At 60.8% G+C, this 18,131-nt stretch carries 19 protein-coding genes and 1 pseudogene; 11 read left to right on the top strand and 9 right to left on the bottom strand.

Translation table 11 applies throughout. The annotated features are described in order from the left end of the window. The first annotated feature begins 46 nt into the window (after positions 1-46). Positions 47-766 carry a hypothetical protein gene (locus QTL95_RS18280; RefSeq protein ID WP_289721336.1) on the top strand — a complete coding sequence of 240 codons (720 nt, stop codon included), beginning with the start codon at positions 47-49 and terminating at the stop codon, positions 764-766. 69 nt (positions 767-835) lie between these two features. Here the strand turns inward: QTL95_RS18280 and QTL95_RS18275 are convergent, their stop codons facing one another. Next, complete coding sequence (locus QTL95_RS18275; RefSeq protein WP_289721335.1) at positions 836-1,420, bottom strand: type II toxin-antitoxin system VapC family toxin; 585 nt, start codon at positions 1,418-1,420, stop codon at positions 836-838. Positions 1,421-1,882: 462 nt separating this feature from the next. Between QTL95_RS18275 and QTL95_RS18270 the strand changes: the two genes are divergently transcribed. From QTL95_RS18270 to QTL95_RS18240, 7 genes are all read left to right on the top strand, one after another. Next, positions 1,883-2,161: a hypothetical protein gene (locus QTL95_RS18270; protein ID WP_289721334.1), complete on the top strand. Its 279-nt coding sequence runs from the start codon at positions 1,883-1,885 to the stop codon at positions 2,159-2,161. After that, on the top strand, positions 2,158-2,721 hold the full coding sequence (locus tag QTL95_RS18265; RefSeq protein ID WP_289721333.1) for a hypothetical protein: 564 nt from the start codon (positions 2,158-2,160) through the stop codon (positions 2,719-2,721). Before QTL95_RS18270 ends, QTL95_RS18265 begins: the two co-directional genes overlap by 4 nt. Positions 2,722-2,887: 166 nt before the next feature. Then, positions 2,888-3,505 carry a hypothetical protein gene (locus tag QTL95_RS18260; RefSeq protein WP_289721332.1) on the top strand — a complete coding sequence of 206 codons (618 nt, stop codon included), beginning with the start codon at positions 2,888-2,890 and terminating at the stop codon, positions 3,503-3,505. A gap of 10 nt (positions 3,506-3,515) precedes the next feature. Continuing rightward, positions 3,516-5,399 (top strand): AAA family ATPase, encoded by a 1,884-nt coding sequence (locus QTL95_RS18255; protein ID WP_289721331.1) that lies wholly within the window; start codon positions 3,516-3,518, stop codon positions 5,397-5,399. After that, on the top strand, positions 5,396-5,680 hold the full coding sequence (locus QTL95_RS18250) for a hypothetical protein (protein WP_289721330.1): 285 nt from the start codon (positions 5,396-5,398) through the stop codon (positions 5,678-5,680). Before QTL95_RS18255 ends, QTL95_RS18250 begins: the two co-directional genes overlap by 4 nt. 72 nt (positions 5,681-5,752) lie before the next feature. Further along, positions 5,753-6,229: a hypothetical protein gene (locus tag QTL95_RS18245; protein ID WP_289721329.1), complete on the top strand. Its 477-nt coding sequence runs from the start codon at positions 5,753-5,755 to the stop codon at positions 6,227-6,229. A 118-nt stretch (positions 6,230-6,347) separates the two neighbouring features. Next, positions 6,348-6,602 carry a CopG family ribbon-helix-helix protein gene (locus QTL95_RS18240; protein WP_289721328.1) on the top strand — a complete coding sequence of 85 codons (255 nt, stop codon included), beginning with the start codon at positions 6,348-6,350 and terminating at the stop codon, positions 6,600-6,602. 50 nt (positions 6,603-6,652) lie between these two features. Here the strand turns inward: QTL95_RS18240 and QTL95_RS18235 are convergent, their stop codons facing one another. Then, a complete protein-coding gene (locus tag QTL95_RS18235; RefSeq protein WP_289721327.1) occupies positions 6,653-7,408 on the bottom strand; it encodes an exodeoxyribonuclease III in 756 nt (251 codons plus the stop codon). 236 nt (positions 7,409-7,644) lie between these two features. On the opposite strand from QTL95_RS18235, the pseudogene QTL95_RS18230 reads away from it, so the two are divergent. Next, positions 7,645-7,944, top strand: a pseudogene (locus QTL95_RS18230) (MgtC/SapB family protein); the annotation flags it as partial. A gap of 252 nt (positions 7,945-8,196) precedes the next feature. Next, entirely contained in the window at positions 8,197-10,620 is a 2,424-nt protein-coding gene (locus QTL95_RS18225; RefSeq protein WP_289721326.1) for a membrane-bound PQQ-dependent dehydrogenase, glucose/quinate/shikimate family, read from the top strand. Between the two features lie 414 nt (positions 10,621-11,034). Here the strand turns inward: QTL95_RS18225 and QTL95_RS18220 are convergent, their stop codons facing one another. The 7 genes from QTL95_RS18220 to QTL95_RS18190 all read right to left on the bottom strand — a co-directional run bounded on the left by QTL95_RS18220 (position 11,035) and on the right by QTL95_RS18190 (position 17,048). After that, the gene (locus QTL95_RS18220; protein ID WP_289721325.1) at positions 11,035-11,373 is read right to left on the bottom strand and encodes a hypothetical protein; all 339 of its coding nucleotides are present in this window, start codon (positions 11,371-11,373) and stop codon (positions 11,035-11,037) included. Between the two features lie 108 nt (positions 11,374-11,481). Beyond that, positions 11,482-11,946 carry a DUF4126 family protein gene (locus tag QTL95_RS18215; protein ID WP_289721324.1) on the bottom strand — a complete coding sequence of 155 codons (465 nt, stop codon included), beginning with the start codon at positions 11,944-11,946 and terminating at the stop codon, positions 11,482-11,484. A gap of 19 nt (positions 11,947-11,965) precedes the next feature. After that, positions 11,966-13,297, bottom strand: coding sequence for a Dyp-type peroxidase (locus tag QTL95_RS18210; protein WP_289721323.1), 1,332 nt, complete (start codon positions 13,295-13,297; stop codon positions 11,966-11,968). After that, the gene (locus QTL95_RS18205) at positions 13,294-13,812 is read right to left on the bottom strand and encodes a hypothetical protein (protein WP_289721322.1); all 519 of its coding nucleotides are present in this window, start codon (positions 13,810-13,812) and stop codon (positions 13,294-13,296) included. The genes QTL95_RS18210 and QTL95_RS18205 overlap by 4 nt, the downstream gene beginning before the upstream one ends. Next, the gene (locus QTL95_RS18200; RefSeq protein ID WP_289721321.1) at positions 13,812-14,228 is read right to left on the bottom strand and encodes an ester cyclase; all 417 of its coding nucleotides are present in this window, start codon (positions 14,226-14,228) and stop codon (positions 13,812-13,814) included. Before QTL95_RS18200 ends, QTL95_RS18205 begins: the two co-directional genes overlap by 1 nt. Positions 14,229-14,232: 4 nt before the next feature. Further along, entirely contained in the window at positions 14,233-15,192 is a 960-nt protein-coding gene (locus QTL95_RS18195) for a catalase (protein WP_289721320.1), read from the bottom strand. 104 nt (positions 15,193-15,296) lie between these two features. Beyond that, positions 15,297-17,048: a hypothetical protein gene (locus QTL95_RS18190; protein ID WP_289721319.1), complete on the bottom strand. Its 1,752-nt coding sequence runs from the start codon at positions 17,046-17,048 to the stop codon at positions 15,297-15,299. Positions 17,049-17,246: 198 nt separating this feature from the next. Here QTL95_RS18190 and QTL95_RS18185 point away from each other — a divergent pair, with 198 nt between their 5' ends. Further along, a complete protein-coding gene (locus tag QTL95_RS18185) occupies positions 17,247-18,128 on the top strand; it encodes an SDR family NAD(P)-dependent oxidoreductase (RefSeq protein WP_289721318.1) in 882 nt (293 codons plus the stop codon). Positions 18,129-18,131: the final 3 nt, after the last annotated feature.

Here is an 18,131-nt window from a genome sequence, read left to right as displayed (position 1 = left end):
CGCCGTGGCGGAACGATCTTCTCGAGAACATCGGGGAGAACGGGAAATGTACGTGCGCAAACGTCTGATGGAGATCAAGGAGCGATTGGGGCCGGTCACGAGAGAGCTCGGCCTCCGCCATAGCCTCCGCAAGACGGCTGATGACGAGCTGGTGCTATGTTTCGACCGAAGGGATGAGAACGGAGTTCGCTGGGTGTCGCCGACCTGCTTCATCTTTCCGTCCGCGAAATGGACTCGAGAAGACGAGATCAGTTGGAAGCATGTCATGCTCGATCTCGACGAAACGGTGTCGTATCCCATTGGCACGAATGGCTGGGTTTTCTACGAACGCGACTTCAACATGCTTTGTGGCCATCCGGTCGCGCCTGCCGAAACCGATGCGGAGGTAGACAGGGCTTTCGAACTGGCCGCGGAAAACCTGCGCGGCCAGGCGCTTGCGCCGCGGGCTTTCGGCCTCGACCTGCCTTACGTAATTGGCGACATCGATATCGGCCAGTTGTGGGAGTTCCTCGAGCCGGAATGCCGGCGTCGAAACATAGAGCAGGTGGCTGTCATTCGCAGGGAAGATAGAAAGGAAGCCTACGTGTTCGAGTTTGAAGGCCGCTCGTTCGAGATCGAATATCGAGAAGGGCGGGCGGTTCTTCTTGAAGACGGTCAAGCCATACGGTTTCTTGGAGAGGAAGAGGACCACATGGAAGCGGCTAGAGAGCTTGGGGCCGCACTCGCCGAGATCGAAGCAAGAGCCTTGTTGAACACCGGGCGATGAGCGGGTCGGTGGCAAAGCCTTCAGCTCCTGGCCAGATCGGGATGGCTGGGTCCGCGCTTCGCGGGCCAGTTACCGCGAAAAGCGCCGCAGCGGAGCGTCCTGGTCGTCGTCGTTGGCGTGTCCGGCGGTCGCCCATTCCAGGCTTGGGGGCACGTGCCAGCAGTCGAACTGCGGATCGTAGACGCCGGGCAGCGGAAAGTGGCGATCGATGAAGACAAAGTCGCGGGTATTGAACGTCGCTATCGGTATACGATGTGCGATCGACAGGGCGGCGAGTATGACGTCGCAGCCAAGCTTGACGTGAAGCGGTTCCAGCACCTCGCCGTTCTTGTTCTTCCGCTCTTCCGTGATGAAGAAGTGGCGCAGGGCCGGAGACGACGCCATCTTCCCCAGAAGCCTGGAGGCGTCGACGTTCATGTCGGGGTAGGTGTCGCAGTCGGCGACGAAGCTGTCGAACCAGGCCAGAAGCTCGAGGGCCCGTCGCGGGTTGTGGCGTTGGGCGGTTCGGATTCCGTACTCGGTCTCGTAGATGGCGGTCCAGGGAACGGCGAGAAGGCCGGCCGGCAAGGACTCCAGCCAGTCCCAGAGCCATTTCGGCGCGTTGGGCAAATACGCGACCGAAATGATGTTCGTGTCGATCAGGAGCTTCGCCACGCACGCGTCACTTTCCTGTGTGAACCATAAGAAAACACAAGCAGGGTGGCGTCGCTTAGCTTACAAAAAGTTACTGATCGAAACGGGTGCACGTTTGAAAGATTCGAGCTCGATTTGGACGTCTGAGGATGCGGCGAGGAATTTCGTGCGCGTGCTTCGGCAGGCGCGGGAGGCCGGCCCACAGGAAATTCGAGATCCCACGGGTGTTTATGTGCTCAAGGTCGTCCGCGAGAATAAGGCCGACGTGGCCGAAGCGCTCCTGAAACTCCGCCCAAAGGGCTAGAATTCGCGGAAAATTTCAAGGATTCGTTAACCATATTGCAATTTCGGCGCACATGTCAGTTGTGCGTCGGCGTTGAAAAAGACGCGTTGCTGCGACTCACGCGGGCGCCTATCGTTCCTCCGGCGGCGGATCGTCGCCTTCGGGGTGCGATGTCGATACGAGGCGCCTGGCGATTGACAATGTCCGGGAAGATCGGCGCGACGCGCCCAAGAAGGACGGACGAGATGCCAGCTTTTAAATTGGATTCAGAGGGACGCGGCGACGTCGACGCCGCTCTCGCATGGCACGATGACGACGCGCGCGCGACCATCGCGACGCTGTTGCTGGACTGCGCGCATCTGCGGGGGCAGTTGGACATGGCGAGCAGATGCCTGAGCCGCGGCCTGACGCGCGGATGGCGCCCGGAGCTCGACAGAACCGTCGACGACGGGTCGTCGGGGCCGGCACACCTGCGATGAAAGTTCGTACGTATGCGAAGCTGCCCGGCCGGTTCACCGTGGAAGACTTCAAGAAGATCTCCTTCGACGTCGTCGCGTTGACCGATCGGCTGCAGGCGGTCGAGGACTGGGCGAAGCTCGTCGCCGCACACATCTATCTCGACCACGTCCTGACGCAGACGCTGCGGGACACGATACCCGACATTGACGGCTACCTTGGCGGCGGGCACAAGACATTCGCCGACAAGCTCGCCCTGTGTCGCGCCCACGGGCTGGTCGACGAAGATTTCGCGTCGACGCTGCGGGCGATCAACAAGGCCCGCAACCAGTTCGCACATCGACTGGACTTCGACGTCACCGACGAGCTCAAGGTTCAGCTCTTCAGCCCGTTCTCGCCTATGCGGGACAAGGGCGACGTTCTCGAGGAGGAGGGTTTCGGCAACTTCTTGTTCACGGTGATCATGCTGCTCGAATTCGAGCGGATCTACGGGTTCAAAGTTCGCTCGCTCGAGAAAGAAGCGCAGCTCCTACGGGAACAGATCTTCGAAGCGCTGGCCGACTCCTACGGCCTGAAGCGCTGAGCGTCCCCACCGCGGACCGCCAACGCGAATCAGAATCCTGTTGACTTTCGAAATTTTGTTCATATTTTGTTCACCATGATGAACGCCCTTCGAATATCGCGAATACGTTGATTGTCCTGCCGCCTTCGGGCGGATCGGCACTCTCTTTCGTATTCGGGATCATGCGATGAGCCATTCTCATTTCGAAATGCCTCCGGCGTTGTACGACGCCTATGCGGTTGCCACCAACAAACAGTTCTATCCGTCGGGCACTGTCCGTTGTTCCGGTGTTCCCATGTTTCGGACGCAGCTTGCGCGGGATCTGGGGTGCCTGCTCGACGTCGACCGTAGCGTCGTCGCCTGGACCTGCCTTCCGCGGAGCGTGGAGACGGGGGACGGGCCGCACGTCTTCGACTTTCTTGTGACCTACGACGACGGCGCCGAGGTCTATTTCGATGCGGCGGAGGATGCGGAAGACGTTCCTGACGTCACCGAGGCAGCCGCCATCGTGGGTCTGCGTCACTGCTTCGAATTCCGCGAATTTATCGAGGGTGGCTTCCGGCTCCTGAACGCACGCGATCTTCTGCGGTACGCGCGGTGGAGAACGCCTCTCAACGACCGTGTCCGCGTGCTCGCGGTCATCGAGGAGGCGGGATCGCTCCAGATCGGGGAATGCCTTGGTCTGTTCCGAGAGGTGGCGCCCATGACGGGCATCGCCTGGATGTTTCTACACCGGTTGATCGACCTCGATCTCGACGACGCGATGATCGGTCCCGAGACGGTGGTCCGTCGCTTTCAGCGTTGAGGTTCGCTCCATGGCTTTTCCGAACAGGGCAAGGCTCCTCGAGCCGAACGTCGAGCGTGTCGTCTATAGCCTCGGCATCCGCAGGGCGCTCGGCGACTTGGGCGCGATCGCTTACCTCAGACGCCCGATCGCGGTGCTTCGTCTTCCCAAAGGGGCGGACGAAAAAGGATATCTGGACGCTGCGATGATGATGATGCTTGCCGCGCCGAAGGAAGAGCAGGCGCGTGTGCTTGCGCCGCGCCGCGATCGACGCGGCGCCTTGAACTTCGACGAGATCATGTTGGAAGTCGCCGAGGAACGTGGGCTTGTCGTTCTGGTGGAGGATCCACGGGCCATTCCGGGCAGGTTGCGGGCCGCGGCCGACGTGGTCGCGGACATCGCGCCCGTCGCGGCGGTGGATCTGCGGACCGCGGCCGAGGAGGTACTCGGGCTGAGCCTGACGGATCGTCAGGCCCGGAGACTGCTGACCTTGCCCCTGGAAGCGATGTTGGCCGCCATGAGGCCGGGGCGGAGCGTCAGGCAGATCGTCAATGCCGTGGGGGCTATCGACGTCGTTTCCCAACAATCCCGTCCCGATGAAAACGGGCCAAGGCTCGAGACGCTGGGTGGATACGGAGAGGCCAGGCGTTGGGGGCTCGACCTCGCGGAGGACGTCGGAGCGTGGCGAGACGGACAGATCGCTTGGAGCGAAGTCGACGCAGGACTGCTCCTGAGCGGTCCTCCGGGGACCGGCAAGACGCTGTATGCGGCGGCGTTGGCACGATCCTGCGATCTCGCATTCGTGCCGACGTCGGTCGCGCGATGGCAGGCGACCGGCCATCTTGGAGACCTGCTCGCGGCGATGCGGGCGTCGTTCAAGATGGCGACCGAGCGCGCCCCCGCGCTGCTCTTCATCGACGAATTCGACAGCATCGGTGACCGGGCGCGGTTTTCTGCCGACCACGCGAGCTATTCTACGCAGGTGGTCAACGGTCTGCTCGAGTGCATCGACGGCTCCAGCCGACGGGAAGGGGTGGTGGTGGTCGGTGCGACGAACAACCCGGATGCCATCGATCCGGCCTTCCTTCGACAAGGACGACTGGGCAGGCACATCCGGATCCCTCTCCCGGCCATCGAGGATCGGGCGACGATCGCCGACGCCTACTTGAACGGGGCGTTGTCGGCCGAGGAACTTCGAGCGTTCGCGGCGGCCACCGAGGGAATGTCCGGCGCCGACATCGAGGGCGTGGTCAGGGAAGCGCGACGACGTGCGCGCCGGAGCAAGGTCCGTCTGGACGGCGGACTGGTTCTCGCGAGCCTGCCTCCGGCGCTTCCGCTTGTCGGTCACGAGCGATGGATCGTAAGCGTGCATGAGGCGGGACACGCCGTCGTCGGGCTTGCGCTGGAGCTCGGCGATCTTCAGTCGGTCGGGATCGTCGCCGAGGTTCGTGCGACACAAACCAGTGCGGGAGGAGCGCATTTCCAATCCGCTCCGAAGATCGTGCGTTCGAGGCAGTCGTACCTGGACGAAATCTGCCTGCGGCTGGGCGGCATCGCCGCCGAGCGGGTGTTCACCGGCAGCGTGACCGATGGAGCCGGAGCAGGCGTCGCGAGCGATATCGCGGTCGCTTCCGACATGGCGACGCGGATGGTCTCCGAGTTCGGCATGGGAGGCGCGCTTCGTCATCTGCACACCCCCGGCTTCGAGGAGCGCCGGCAGCTTCGGATCCAGCATCGCGAGATCGAGATGGAGGTCGCGTCGCTGCTGTCCGAGCAGCTCGATCGAGCGGAGGCCATCATTCGAGAACGGATGGCGGTTGTCGATGCGGTAGCAAGGCTGATCGTTCAGGAAGGAGCGCTGTCAGGAAAAGTCGTCGTGGGGATGATGTGGGCGGGTGAGGAGGCGGCGAAATGAACAGCACGTGGAAACTGGTGGTGAGGAGCTTCAAGTCGCACCCCCCTCCGCAGGCCCGCGCGCGGATCGAGCAGACCATCCTGGAAGAGGGCGGTGTTCCGCTCAAGCTGCGGGAGGCTCGCCGTCGGCTGTTCATCCTCACGACACGCGCGACGGGCGGCAAGCCGGTGATTATCGAAGGCGAGGACGGCCTCGCGTGTCTCATCGCTCTCGACGACCTGGTCGAGATCGTGATGGACCCGCCTCCGACGCTCGCCGAAGTCATGCGGCGGACGCGCTGAATTCTCGGCTACTTGCTCTTATAGCAAGGTTTCGGGTAATCCATCTTTTGGTTCGATCGCCTGTTCGATCTCGTGACCGTCATCGGCCCGGACGCTGCAGCGGCGATCCTTCAAGCGTACAAGGACGGCCTGCTACCGATGCAGCGCGGGAAGACCGTGAAAGACGCTCCGGATGCCGAAGCCTATGTTCGCAACGACGAACCTCTATGGGAGGAGATCCGCGAACGCCGGCGTAAAAAGGAGTGCGTCGACGATGTCAGCCTCGTGCGCGAGAGCGATTTCCACGACCACCACCTGATGAACCGGATCTTCTTCAAAAACGCCGGGCCGGGACCGGGACGCCTGACCTTGGCCGGGATCGTGGTTCACAAGGATATCCGGTCGTTCCCGAGCAACAGCGGAAGACGACCGGATACCGGTCTTCCTTCACCTGGACGAGCAGCGATGGCGTTGCACGAAGCTCCGGTTCGGGCCTTCCATCCGAGGCGTTCAACCGACGCAACGACGAGGAACGGAACTGGGGGCTCCACGAGTGACCAAGTGCGGTGAAGAGACCGAATGATCGGCGTAGCAAGTCGATGCCGATCTTCGCCGTATCCACCGTCTCGATTTGCACAAAGGGTCAGATGTCTTACAATCTCTTACGCACTCCGTGGAGGAGGTTCCCATGAGTAACACGTCTGAAACCGTGACGCTTAGCATTCCCGCCGAAGTGCTCGCCGACATCGAAGCGATCGCGGAAGCGACCGACCGATCTCGAAGCTATATAATCGTCCGGGCTCTCAAGGCGTATCTGTTGAACGAGGGGGCCAACATCTTCGCGTCCATCAGGGGACACGAACAGATCGCGGCCGGGGAGTACCAAGACATCGATGATGTCATTTCCGACATGGATCGGATCATCGCTGGGAAGGATGCATGATCGCCAGCGTCGACATTAGTCGCCCGCCGCTTCCGTCAAGTCGAGTTCGATCACGACGGGTGCGTGATCGCTTGTATGCTCCCAACTCCGCGGCTTCCTGCGAACGCTTGCCGATCTAAGCGACGAGGCGATGGCCGGGCTGAGCAGGAAGTGGTCGATGCGCAACCCCGCGTCGCGCTCAAACGAGCTCCTCCAATATTTCCAGAACGTATAGATGCGTTCGTCCGGATACAGATGCCTGACGGCGTCGGTCCACCCTGTGCTATGAGATCAGCGTAGGCCCGGCGGACTTCCGGCCTAAACAGCGCGTCATCCACCCACCGCTCCGGCTTGTAGACGTCGATGTCCGTGGGCATGACGTTGTAGTCTCCGGCCAGCACGACGGGCACCTCCAGTTCGAGAAGCTCTGCGGCGTATTTCTTAAGACGTCGGAACCAATCGAGCTTGTAATCCCACTTCGGACCTGGGGCCGGGTTCCCGTTTGGCAGATAAAGGCCTCCAATTAGGACGCCGTCCACGGCCGCTTCGATATAGCGACTGTGGGTGTCGTCCGGATCGCCGGGCAGACCCTTTCTCGTGAGGTGCGGCTCCTGACCTCGTGTCAAGATCGCGACGCCATTCCAGCTTTTCTCCCCCTGCCAGACCGCACCGTAACCTGCCTTCTCGAGTTCCTTGAGCGGAAACTTGTCGTCGGTCGTCTTGAGCTCTTGCAGGCACACGACGTCGGGCTTGTCCTCCTTCAGCCATTTAAGCAGGACTGGCAATCGGCCTAAGACGCCGTTGACGTTATACGTGGCTATCTTCACAAATCCCCCACCAGGTGAGGCGATGCCGGACAGGTCGGGTGCTCGTCTGCCAATTCGTTGGCCGCAGTGGGAAACGGGAAAAACCGCTGCGTTCACCATCCCTGTCACGTCCCGTTGACACGGCTCGCGCTCGGAAAATCAATGTCCATGGCGGGTAAATGTTCCAAGGGCACGCCGGCCTTGCCGGACCTGCAACCGCCTCCATGTTCCTCGAAACAAAAATGATGGAGGAAGCAGTGGTGGAATGGCTAAGCAGTCTCGGTGTTCACGTTGATATATTCCAGGATCTGGCTGTATTGCTCGTCGCCTATGTCCTGGCACTTCCGATCGCCTGGGACCGTGAACGGAACGAACGGAGCGCCGGCCTTCGGACCTTTCCGCTCGTCGCCATCGCTGCGTGCGGGTTCATTCAGGCGGCAGAGACGATCACGCGCGAAAACGCCGAGGCAACGGCACGGATCGTCGAGGGTTTGATCAACGGCGTCGGATTCATAGGTGGCGGTGCAATCCTGGTCGGCAAGGCGAGCATTCGCGGATTCAGCCGGCGTCTCATAGCAGTTTCTGGGGGCACACAATTTCGCGACAGATGATCACCAGCGCTTAACATCAGTAGGCGCCCCAAAACGCCACTTTGGTCAAGCGGGCTGAGGCGGGCGGCGTTAGATCCCTGTAAGCTCACGAGCGCTCACTGCACCGCCGGGTTCAATTGTCCTATCGTTCGACGCATTTCAATCGCTCGCTACCGCCAATGCCGCGAGCACTAGATAGTCGCACGGAAAGGGGCCTGCATGACTACATCCACCTACCCACCAACGATAGGGAAATATCTGAGGGTCCTATTCGGCGCGGTGCTCGCAATAATTGGATTGATCCTGGGCGGGGGCGGCCTGTGGCTGGCGGCGCTTGGAGGCAGCCTTTACTATCTGGCCGCTGGTATACTCCTGGCAGCATCGGGTCTGCTGTTTGCTTTAGGACGTTCGAGCGGATTCTATGTCTACACGGTTGCCTTTGTGGGAACGGTCCTGTGGGCCCTATGGGAAGTGGGACTATCTCTCTGGGCGCTGACGCCGCGCCTCGCCGGGCCATTCGTATTGATGTTTCTTGCGCTGCTCGTGGTTCCACTGACCAACACGTCGAGCGCGCGAAGACTCCGGAACTTTGGCGGCGTCGGCCTGTTCTCCTTCGTGATCCTACTTTGCGTGGCGGTCGCATCCGCAAATCGTGGGGGGCCGGTGACGGATCTTCCGCAGCAGGAAGCCAACGCCATTTATGATGACGCCGACAACATGGCGTCGACGGGAGAATGGTCAGCCTACGGGGCTGGAAAGAGCGCGCAGCGCTACTCCGACCAAACGCAGATCACACCCGCCAACGTCAAGAATCTAAAAAGGGCCTGGAGTTTCCATACTGGGGCGATCCCCGCCAAATATGGTTCGGAACTGACGCCACTGAAAATCGGTGACCGGATCTACGGTTGCTCGCCGATGAACGCGCTCTTTGCGCTGGATGCGGCAACGGGCAAGCAGCTCTGGTCCTTCGATCCCAAGGTCCCGCAGGAATGGGTCCCCTACACGGCAGCCTGCCGTGGCGTCGTATACTTCAAGAATCCGTCTGCCGCTGCGGGTGAGGCTTGCGCAGAGCGGATCATCGAGGGAACCCTCGACATGCGCCTGATTGCGGTCGACGCTACGACAGGTGAGCCGTGCCAGGGATTTGGTACTGACGGGGCGGCTGACCTGAAGGCTGGACTTGCCCAAAAGGACGCAGACACGTCAGAGATAACGCCGCTCATTCCAGGGACGGCCGCGATCACGGCACCTCCGGTCGTCGTGCAGGGAATTATTGTCACTGGTCACCAGGTGCTGGATGGACAGCGTCGCTGGGCGGCATCGGGCGTGATCCGTGGATATGATGCAGTGACAGGCAAACTGACGTTCGCCTGGGATATCAATCAGCCGCAAGTCACGAAGGAGCCGCCAGCAGGAGGCTATTATTCTTTCGGTACCCCAAACAGTTGGACCGCTGCCATAGGAGACGAAAAGCTCGGGCTGGCCTATATCCCGATGGGCAATTCAGCCGGCGACTATTACACGACACTGCGTTCCGACGAGGAGAAGAAATTCAACTCCTCCATCGTCGCACTCGACGTCCATACGGGCAAGCCGCGATGGGTTTTCCAGACCGTCCACGCGGACGTCTGGGACTACGACATCGGATCGCAGCCGAGTCTTGTCGAATTCCCCGCCGCCGGAGCGTCAGTCCCGGCGCTGCTCGTTCCAACAAAGCAGGGCGACATCTACGTTCTCGACCGTGCGACTGGAAAACCGCTTCACGGCGTTGAGGAGCGTCCTGTCCCGCAGGGAGGCGCGGAACCGGATCAGCGTTCTCCCACGCAGCCGTTTTCGCTCTATCACACGCTGCGTCAGGCCGACTTGACCGAGAAGGACATGTGGGGCCTTTCGCCGATCGACCAGATGATGTGCCGCATCAACTTCAAGCGGGCGCGGTACGAGGGCATATACACGCCACCCGACGTTGACCGCTACAATATCCAGTGGCCCGGCTACAATGGCGGCTCGGACTGGGGAAGCGTGGCGATCGATCCGCGCCGAGGGGTTATCGTCGCGAACTACAACAATACCGCCAACCTGAACATGCTTGTGAAGCGCGAGCAGGCCGACCAGATGGGACTGTTTCCCGCGGGCGACCCCCGGGCGGCGAAGAGTTCATCCAGCGCGGAAGGTGCGGGCGCGATGGCTGGAACGCCTCTTGCCATCCTCGTCAATGCCGGCTGGGTGATGCCGACCGGGGTGCTCTGCACGCAGCCACCCTATGGCGGAATCCGGGCAATAGAGCTTGCGACCGGGAAGACGCTGTGGGATCGGCCATTCGGGACGGCGAGGCGCAATGGCCCCTTCGGCATCCCGTCGATGCTTCCGTTTGAAATCGGAACACCGAACAACGGCGGAGCCGCCGTTACAGCGTCAGGTCTGGTGTTCGTCGCTGCTGCGACAGACAATCTCATTCGGGCCATAGACATCAAGAGTGGAAAGACAGTCTGGAGCGACGTGCTGCCGGGCGGCGGACAGGCTTCTCCGATCGTCTACCAGCAGAATGGCAAGGAGTATCTTCTCATCATGGCGGGCGGGCACCATTTCATGATGACCCCGCCTAGCGATGAACTGATTGCCTACGCATTATCGGACAACTGATAAGGTAGCGGCAGCCTGCGAGGGAGTTGGCTCTCCGCTCGCAGGCTACAATATTACGCCATCGCCTGCTTGCGGGGAGCTGCGTAGCTGCGTCCCGATATGCCCTGGGTCCGAGCTAGACTGTCGTCGCCGGAGCTGCGAAGGAGGATCTGACCTTGCGTTAGTGATGTCCTATTCTCATCGCGCTGACCCTTGAAGTCTGTCAAATATAGAGTGGCGGCTGGTTTAAGGGAGCAAGGTATCGCTGCGACGTCCCTGACGAGAACCTGCTGCCCGGGAGGCAATTTGGCGAACGGGGCGGTTATGGGATTGGCTCCATTATACTCGATGGACGACAGCAAGGTCGTGGTGACGATAGCGTCCGCAGCGTTCAATGTATCACTGTTTTTCTGGCGACCGGCGAACACCACGCGGCTAGTCGTCAATGGAGCGCGTTTCGGACTCCACACCGTCGCTTTCGACAACGCAATCTTTTCGTCGCCGATCCGCTATTAAAAGCAGAATGCTGCCGCCGAAGAAGCAGAGCGAAGCTGGCACCGATCCAAGTGCTGCACCTATCATCGATGGGTATGCCGTGCCGGCGAATTCGTCATCCTCGGTAATCATCTCAAAAAAGGTGAGGAGTGACATCGTCTTCCATATACCGGTCTGCAGGAATTCGACTGCCTGTGCGACCAGGATCAAGAACGCGATCAGGCAGAAAGATCCATAAATCAGCGGGTGCGATATCGGTTCTGGGCGGTATTTTTTCATGATGATCTGGTGTGTCTGCCTGTGTAGTTGTCGAGCCTGAAAGTTCTGAACGGCATGCCGCACCGCTGGAGGCTCCTGCCGCGCAAGATTCGCGTTTGACAGAATTGCCTATGGCAGAGCTGCCACGATCAGCCCCGCAGTGCAGACGGCAACCGCGTCTTCCAGCAGAGCCGCAGGAAGATCTTTCCCAAACGCACTGGCGAGCTTTGCTCGAAGGGCCGCCCCGCCGTATGTCCCGATTACCGCGCCAATCGCGCCCACAGCGGCCCCCACAATCCACGGCACATGCGGCAATGCCAACGCGGCTCCGACAAACCCGCCTGTAAAAAGCCGCGCGCCGAACTGCTGTGGTACCTTGCGGCTTGGCGTAGAAGGAAGCTGATCCGTCACCAGTTCGGTCATAGCAAGGAGTGTCAACAGAGCCAGCGTCCACATCGAGCCGACGAATGCAAGCCAAGTGTCCGACAGATCGAGCCATCCTATATGTGCTGCCCACGCGACCGCCGCAGGTGGCGTCATCGCACGGAGACCGCAAGTGATGCCGAGGCAAAGCGAAAATATCAGGATCGTCATGACCACTCCCGGATTAGATTTACTGTCGGTCCAATAGCCAGCGCAAGCCGCCAAGGCCGGGCAGAAAGACGTGCTCGCCGCCGCGTGTCACGGTGAATTCCTTCAGTCCCCCGACACGTTTTCTGACCGGACAGGCCGGGTATTGATAATCGTTGGCGTGATCACGTCTGCCGATGATTGGATCCGAACGGTCACCCTGCGAGATGAAGTCGCCGTCATTGATCCACTGCGCCTGAACGAACTCGAACTGACGGCCCGGATCGGCGTTGATGATCGCCAGAACGATGCCACGGTCGACACCGTCGTCTTCCGTCGAACCTTCCTCCAGCTCGGGGCCGTAGGAAAAGCCGCGCCTCATGACCCGGTGAAGCCGGGTCTGGGTCAACGAATCCCTGAGGGCGTCGCGAGGATTGATTCTTCGGATGTGGCTTCCGGCGGGTGTGTGCCGGCCATCTGGATCGTCGTCTGCGTAGCGGAAGTCGTTGTTGCGAAGCGGATCCTTTGCAAGCTTCACGTCATCGCTGTCCGGAGAGAGAGCTAGCGGCGCCCCGCTGCGCCAGCGGCCCATCATCTTGGCGGCGAGGAGTTCCTGTCCCATCGCATCCGGAGCCGAATCCATCAGGAAACGCCGGAACGCCGCAACGTCCTGCCGCAGCTTCCGGATGGCTATGAAGGTGCCATTCCGCCAGAGCTCTTCCGGGGCATCGAGAGAGGCACGGACGCCTAACTCGTTCTCGTATCCGAGCACGAATTCCCCGGGCTTGACGATGTCCTGCCCAGGGAGGGGATCGCCGCCTTGTCCTTCGATGAAGGGGCGGCTGATACCGTCCGCATAGCCGAAATGCTCGCGCAGTGTCGATGGAACGGCGACGTCCAGCCGTGCCACGAGTTCGACTCCCTCAAGGCCCTCGACGGCAGCGTGGCCGATCGAGAGCTTCTCGTCCTTGAGTTCGATGCTGCCGGCCATCACCAGCAGGCCGACGTCGAAGCCGTTACCGCCGTGGGGAAGATCCCAGTGATCGGGCGATGCGTTTCCGACATCGCCGAGGTAACCGCTGCGAGCGGCCATTCCCTGGCGGAATTCCAGCGGAAAGCCCGCGATCGTGCTGGCGTCGCGCACCATCTTGCCAAGGCCGGAATGGGAGAAGACGACGTTGATCCACGCATCCTCCGGCGGATTGTCCCAGGCGGCGGCCGAAGCAATACGCGGCACGAGCCGCCTCAGAAGCTCGCGGGCCTGGTCGGGATCATGGATCGTGAACATCAGATAGCTGCCGAAGTAGGGCATTGGACGGTTGCGAAGAACCGTCCCCTGGATGTCGTGAAGCTCCAGCGCCAAAGTCATGATCATCCAGCCGCGTCGAGAAGGTCGCTCACGGCCTTCGAGAGCTTCTTCATCTTAGTAATGTCGCGGGCGGTCACATCGGGATTGCTGACGTAAAAGAAGTCGGCGGCTACCAGACGGTCCTCGACCCACTTCGCGGTTTCGGGAGTGTTGATGCCCGGATAGTCTTCGAGCACGCCTGTCGCCAGCGCGTCGAGCCACGGATGGGCCTGGCTGGCGATGTCGGAGAGGTATGGCTTGAAGTCGCCGTCGTAGACGACCGTCAGCATGTAGCGGGTGTCATTGTCGAAGAGGAACCCACGAAACTCCTGCACGGTGCCGACCCGGCTCTCCCAGTAACCGGCCTCGGCCTGGAACTGGGGCAGGCGCTCACGGAAGAGCTTTGCGCCGCCGGGTACGACATTGCCGATGATCGTCAACTCGCCGCGCTTGCCGATGCGCTTGCCCAGGCCGTCAGGCTGCTCGATCATCGGCTGGGCCATTGCGATGCGTTCTTCAACGGGTGCGATGGAATCGCTCATCAGTGTTCTCCACTTTCTAGGGTTGGATGACCGAGCTGCTTTTCGAAAAGCTCCCGGTCGATATATTCGCGCTGCTCGACAACGCGGCCTTCACGCCATTTGCAGATCAGCGCGAAGGTGATGCGAAAGCGCGCGCCGCTTTCTGGGCCGGAACCGGTCATCACCGCCACGCTGCAAGTCTTGTGACCGTCGAGGCTGAGGATCAGATCGAGGTATTCTTCCTCGACGTGGCTGTCTGGAAACATCGCACAGAAGCGTTGTGCCCTCAGCACATGCTCGGCCTTTCCATGGGGCTCCTGATCTCCGGACATCCAGGCGACCAGATCGTCGTCCAGGAGACCCGCGTAGTCATCCCACTGCCGACGATTCCATGCTGCGTCGATCGAGCGAAGGTATTCGAGATTTCGTCGGCCCATGGACTCAGTCTCCGGATCTGGATTGCACTCCATGCCAACCACCGCTGCGCTGCGCGGCGGAGGCTTCGTAGACGCCGCGCCTGATCTGGAGGATCGGGTCGTCGGTCGCCTCTATGCCGTCGACGAGCATCGTCGGATCATGGTTCATCAGCCGGTCGCCGATCTCTTCCTCGCTCGTCGCCGCATCGACTGTCAGGCGGCCGATGCGAATGCGCTCTCGATTGTCCGGCCACAGCGCGGTTGCGTCGTTGAGGGGGTCACCTGGCTGTCCTAGCTCGAGCTCGAGCTCGAACTCGACGGGTCCGGCATTCAGCCGGGTTCCAATCTCGCCAAACAGGACGTCGACACTCTCGTGCGTCAAGACGTCCGGATCCTGGCCTTTGACACCATCGAGGGGAATCCAGTGACAGCGGACATGGCTCGCTTCGTCGGCTGCGTTGATATATCGGAACACGTGGACGGCATGGAACTCCGTATTGGCGAAGCTCAACGGGGCAAGGGAAGCGGCGCGCATCTTGAAGACGTTCATGACATTCGGGTTCTTCGCCAGGAAGGCGTCAAGTCCCGCCTTATTGACCCCTCCACCTGGAGAGGTCGGCTGCATCGCGTTCACCAGTTCGACGAACTGCTCGATCGTGTTGGCGAAAAAGAGCTTCTGACTCAGCATCACGAGATTTGTGACCCGGCCGTCTTCAAGATAGAAACGCGTTGCCATCCCAACGGTGGCATTGAAGGGGGCATAGGGATTGCCGCCGCCCTTTGAAAACCGGACGGTGACCGGAAGTTCCTGCCCCTGAAGGTGGGCCGCGCGGGTGAAGCGCCGCGCGACTTCGTATGCCCGAAACGTCCCCTTATAGAGACGACCGTCCGCATGAAGTGTGCGGTATCCGGGATAATGTCCCAGCACACCGTGGATACGGTCGACGATGAGATCCGCATTGCGGTATTGACTGTTCTGGCTCACGTCCCGTGCCTCCGTTGATCTGGGCGGGGACGATAGAATGGTGGTCGTGGAGCCGGAAGTGAGACGTGTTCACCCTTGAACGTGAGCTTCGTTAGTCGTGCAGATCACGACAGTCTCAAGGCCTCGAGCCGTGCGAGAATCTCCTTGAACTCGCTGGTTGGGCGGAAGGCGTCGAAACGGATGTCGGTGCGCAGCCAGACCGTCGGCAGCTCCCGTCGATCGAGAGCAAGATTGAGATGCCTGTGCACAAGCCCAGCATCGCCGACTGCCGACGCAAGTGACGCGTGCGCAAAATGGCTTGCCTTGGGGTTTCCAGTCGTGAGAAGGCGCAGAGCACGCTCTGGTTCGCCGAGCCAGGCTTCGATCTCGGCATCGGCGAATACGATCTGCGGATTGGTGGCGAGCAGATGGTTGAGTGGTCCGGCATATTGCCGGGCTCCTTCCGCATTGCCGCCAAAGTGATTGCCGAGCGCCAGATAGAAGGCGGCCTCCGGGGGTTTGTTGCGCCTGTCGATCAGGGACTCGCCTGCGGAAAGCAGATCGAACCGTCGGGACTGGAAACGGCTGACTGCTTCGGCAATGTCCTGCTGCTGGGAGAAAGGCTCGATGCGACGGGCTTCGCGAAACATCCGCTCAGCTTCGTCCGGAAATCCGATAATCGTCAGGTAGGTTCCGTAGAGACAAGCCGCTCTCGCGCTTCGCCCCAACGCGAGCGCTGCCTGAAAGCTCTCTTCGGCCGCCTTTCTATCCCGTTCAAGCCATGCCTGAATGGTCGCAAGCGCGGTATATGCCTCAACGGATTCCGGGTCGATCTCCAGGGCATGCGTCACGGCGTTTCGTGCATTGGTGTGGGCCGTGTCGTTGTCGATGATGCCAAGCCGAAACAGATCACAATAGCAATCAGCCATCCCCGAATGTCCGCGCGCATAGTCAGGCGCAGCGTCGGCGACCTGGGTGAAGAGCGCCAGCGCCTCGCGCAAATGCTCGGCGGTCTGCTTGTCCAGTAGCTGGCGAGCACGATAGATCTTCGAGTGGCTGTCCACGGCGGAGGGACCGGGACTGATCTGGCGCATGCGCATCTTCGTGCTGTCGAAGCGGATCCGGCTCACCAGGGTGGTCGCAATCCGTTCCGGGAGCGTCGTGCGCGCCTCAATATCGCCTTCGAAGCGATCTGAGGAGACAACAATGCCTCGGCCGTCGGAAATCTCCAGTGTCACGCGAATTGCACCAACGTGTTCGGAAAGGGTTCCCTGCACGACGGCGTCCGCCCCGAAGTCGGCCGCAAGTTCCGTAAGCGTCTTGGTGTCACCTGCGAATGTGTAGGTGGTTGTTCTTGATGGCACGCTGATTCCCGGTTCGGATCCCAGCGCATAGATCAGTTCTTCGGTAAGATGATCTGCACACTCACGCAGTTCGTCGCTGGCAGCAAGTGACCTGATCGGCAGCACAACGATGATGGTGCCCGGCCCCGGCTTGAATATCCTGCGGGCTTGTCCCGCGTCGGAGGACTGAACCTCCGTCCCAAATGCAGGGATATATGAGCCGACCGGGATGGTGATCACCACGGGATCGCTGCCCCCGTCGTCGCAGAAGTACTCTTCGAGCTTTTTTCGCAGACGCCGTATCTCCACGCGCACCGTCGAATCGACACGCGGATCGTAGGGTGGATCCCGCTGGTACACGGCGTTTCCGATCACCGCTTCCCTAAGGCCATGGCCGCGTCCGGCAAGTGTCTCCTCGACGACGAATTCAAGAAGCGCAAACAGACGGTCGGATCCCGTGAACGCCCGGCTGTTGCGCAGCACCTCCATCTGGCGGCGGATCAAAGAAGGTGCAGGTTCGGATTTCAAGTCCATTAACATCCCTCCGCGTGTTCCGCGGATTTTCTCATCGTGAAGCGAAGGGCGTCAATAAACGTTTTCGCCATGCCGTTCGAGAGTGGCGGAGGCCAACTAACGCCGAGCCCGCTGTTAGCCGTGGCCATCTCACAATCCGCTAACTTCCATCGCTGTCTACAAGTCTTACCCTCCCTCGCATCGAAAAGGACAGGGTGAATGAAAATGGCGCAGGATCACGGCGAAGACCTTGCTGGCAAGGTAGCAGTCATTACCGGTGGCGCAAGCGGTATCGGTCTTGCGATCGCGCTTGAGGCTGCACGGCAAGGCATGAAGGTGGCGCTGGCCGACCTCAGCGAGGAGCGGCTCGCAGAAGCCCGCAAGGCGGTCGAGGCGGCAGGCGCGGAGACAATCACTGTCGCCACCGATGTCAGCAAGCTCGCCGATGTTCAGAGACTGCACGACCGGACGGTGGAGGTGTTGGGAGATCCCTGGCTGGTGGCCAACAATGCTGGCATCACCAAGCTCTCGCTCACCTGGGATCACAGCGAGGCGGACTGGAAGCGAATGTTCGACATCAATGTCGGCGGCGTGGTCAACGGCTTGCTCGCCTTTCTTCCTGGTCTTCGACAGAGGAAGTCCGGTCACATCATCAATACCGCATCGGCGGCCGGACTGGTCACCATTTCTGCGGCTTCCGCCTATGTGGCAAGCAAGCACGCCGTCGTCGGGCTTTCGGAGACGCTCTACCGCGAACTCGTTGCGAGCCGTTCAGGAGTGGGGGTCTCCGTCCTTTGCCCCGCTCTGGTGAAAACAAACATCATGAAGTCCGAGACTGCTGGCAAGTCCGAGGATGCCGATGCCATGAAGTCCTCGCACGCCATGGAGCCATCCGAGGTTGCCGATCAGGTCTTTGCGGCGATCGCCGCAAAGCAGTTCTGGATCCTTACGCATGCCGCGCACATGGAACCTTACATCCGGGCGCGGGCCGAGGAGATGGTAACGCAGAGCAATCCTAGCCATGCCAGCGTCGATCCCGATGTCGCCAAGTCGTCGAGCGCTGTCACCGGGGTCGATTTCGTCAACTCTGGCGACGCGTGATCG

The sequence above is a fragment of the Rhizobium sp. S152 genome, from assembly GCF_030380735.1.
Taxonomy (GTDB): Bacteria; Pseudomonadota; Alphaproteobacteria; order Rhizobiales; family Rhizobiaceae; genus Rhizobium.
Note: the sequence above shows the minus strand (reverse complement) of the source record. Positions and strands in the feature narration are given on the sequence as shown.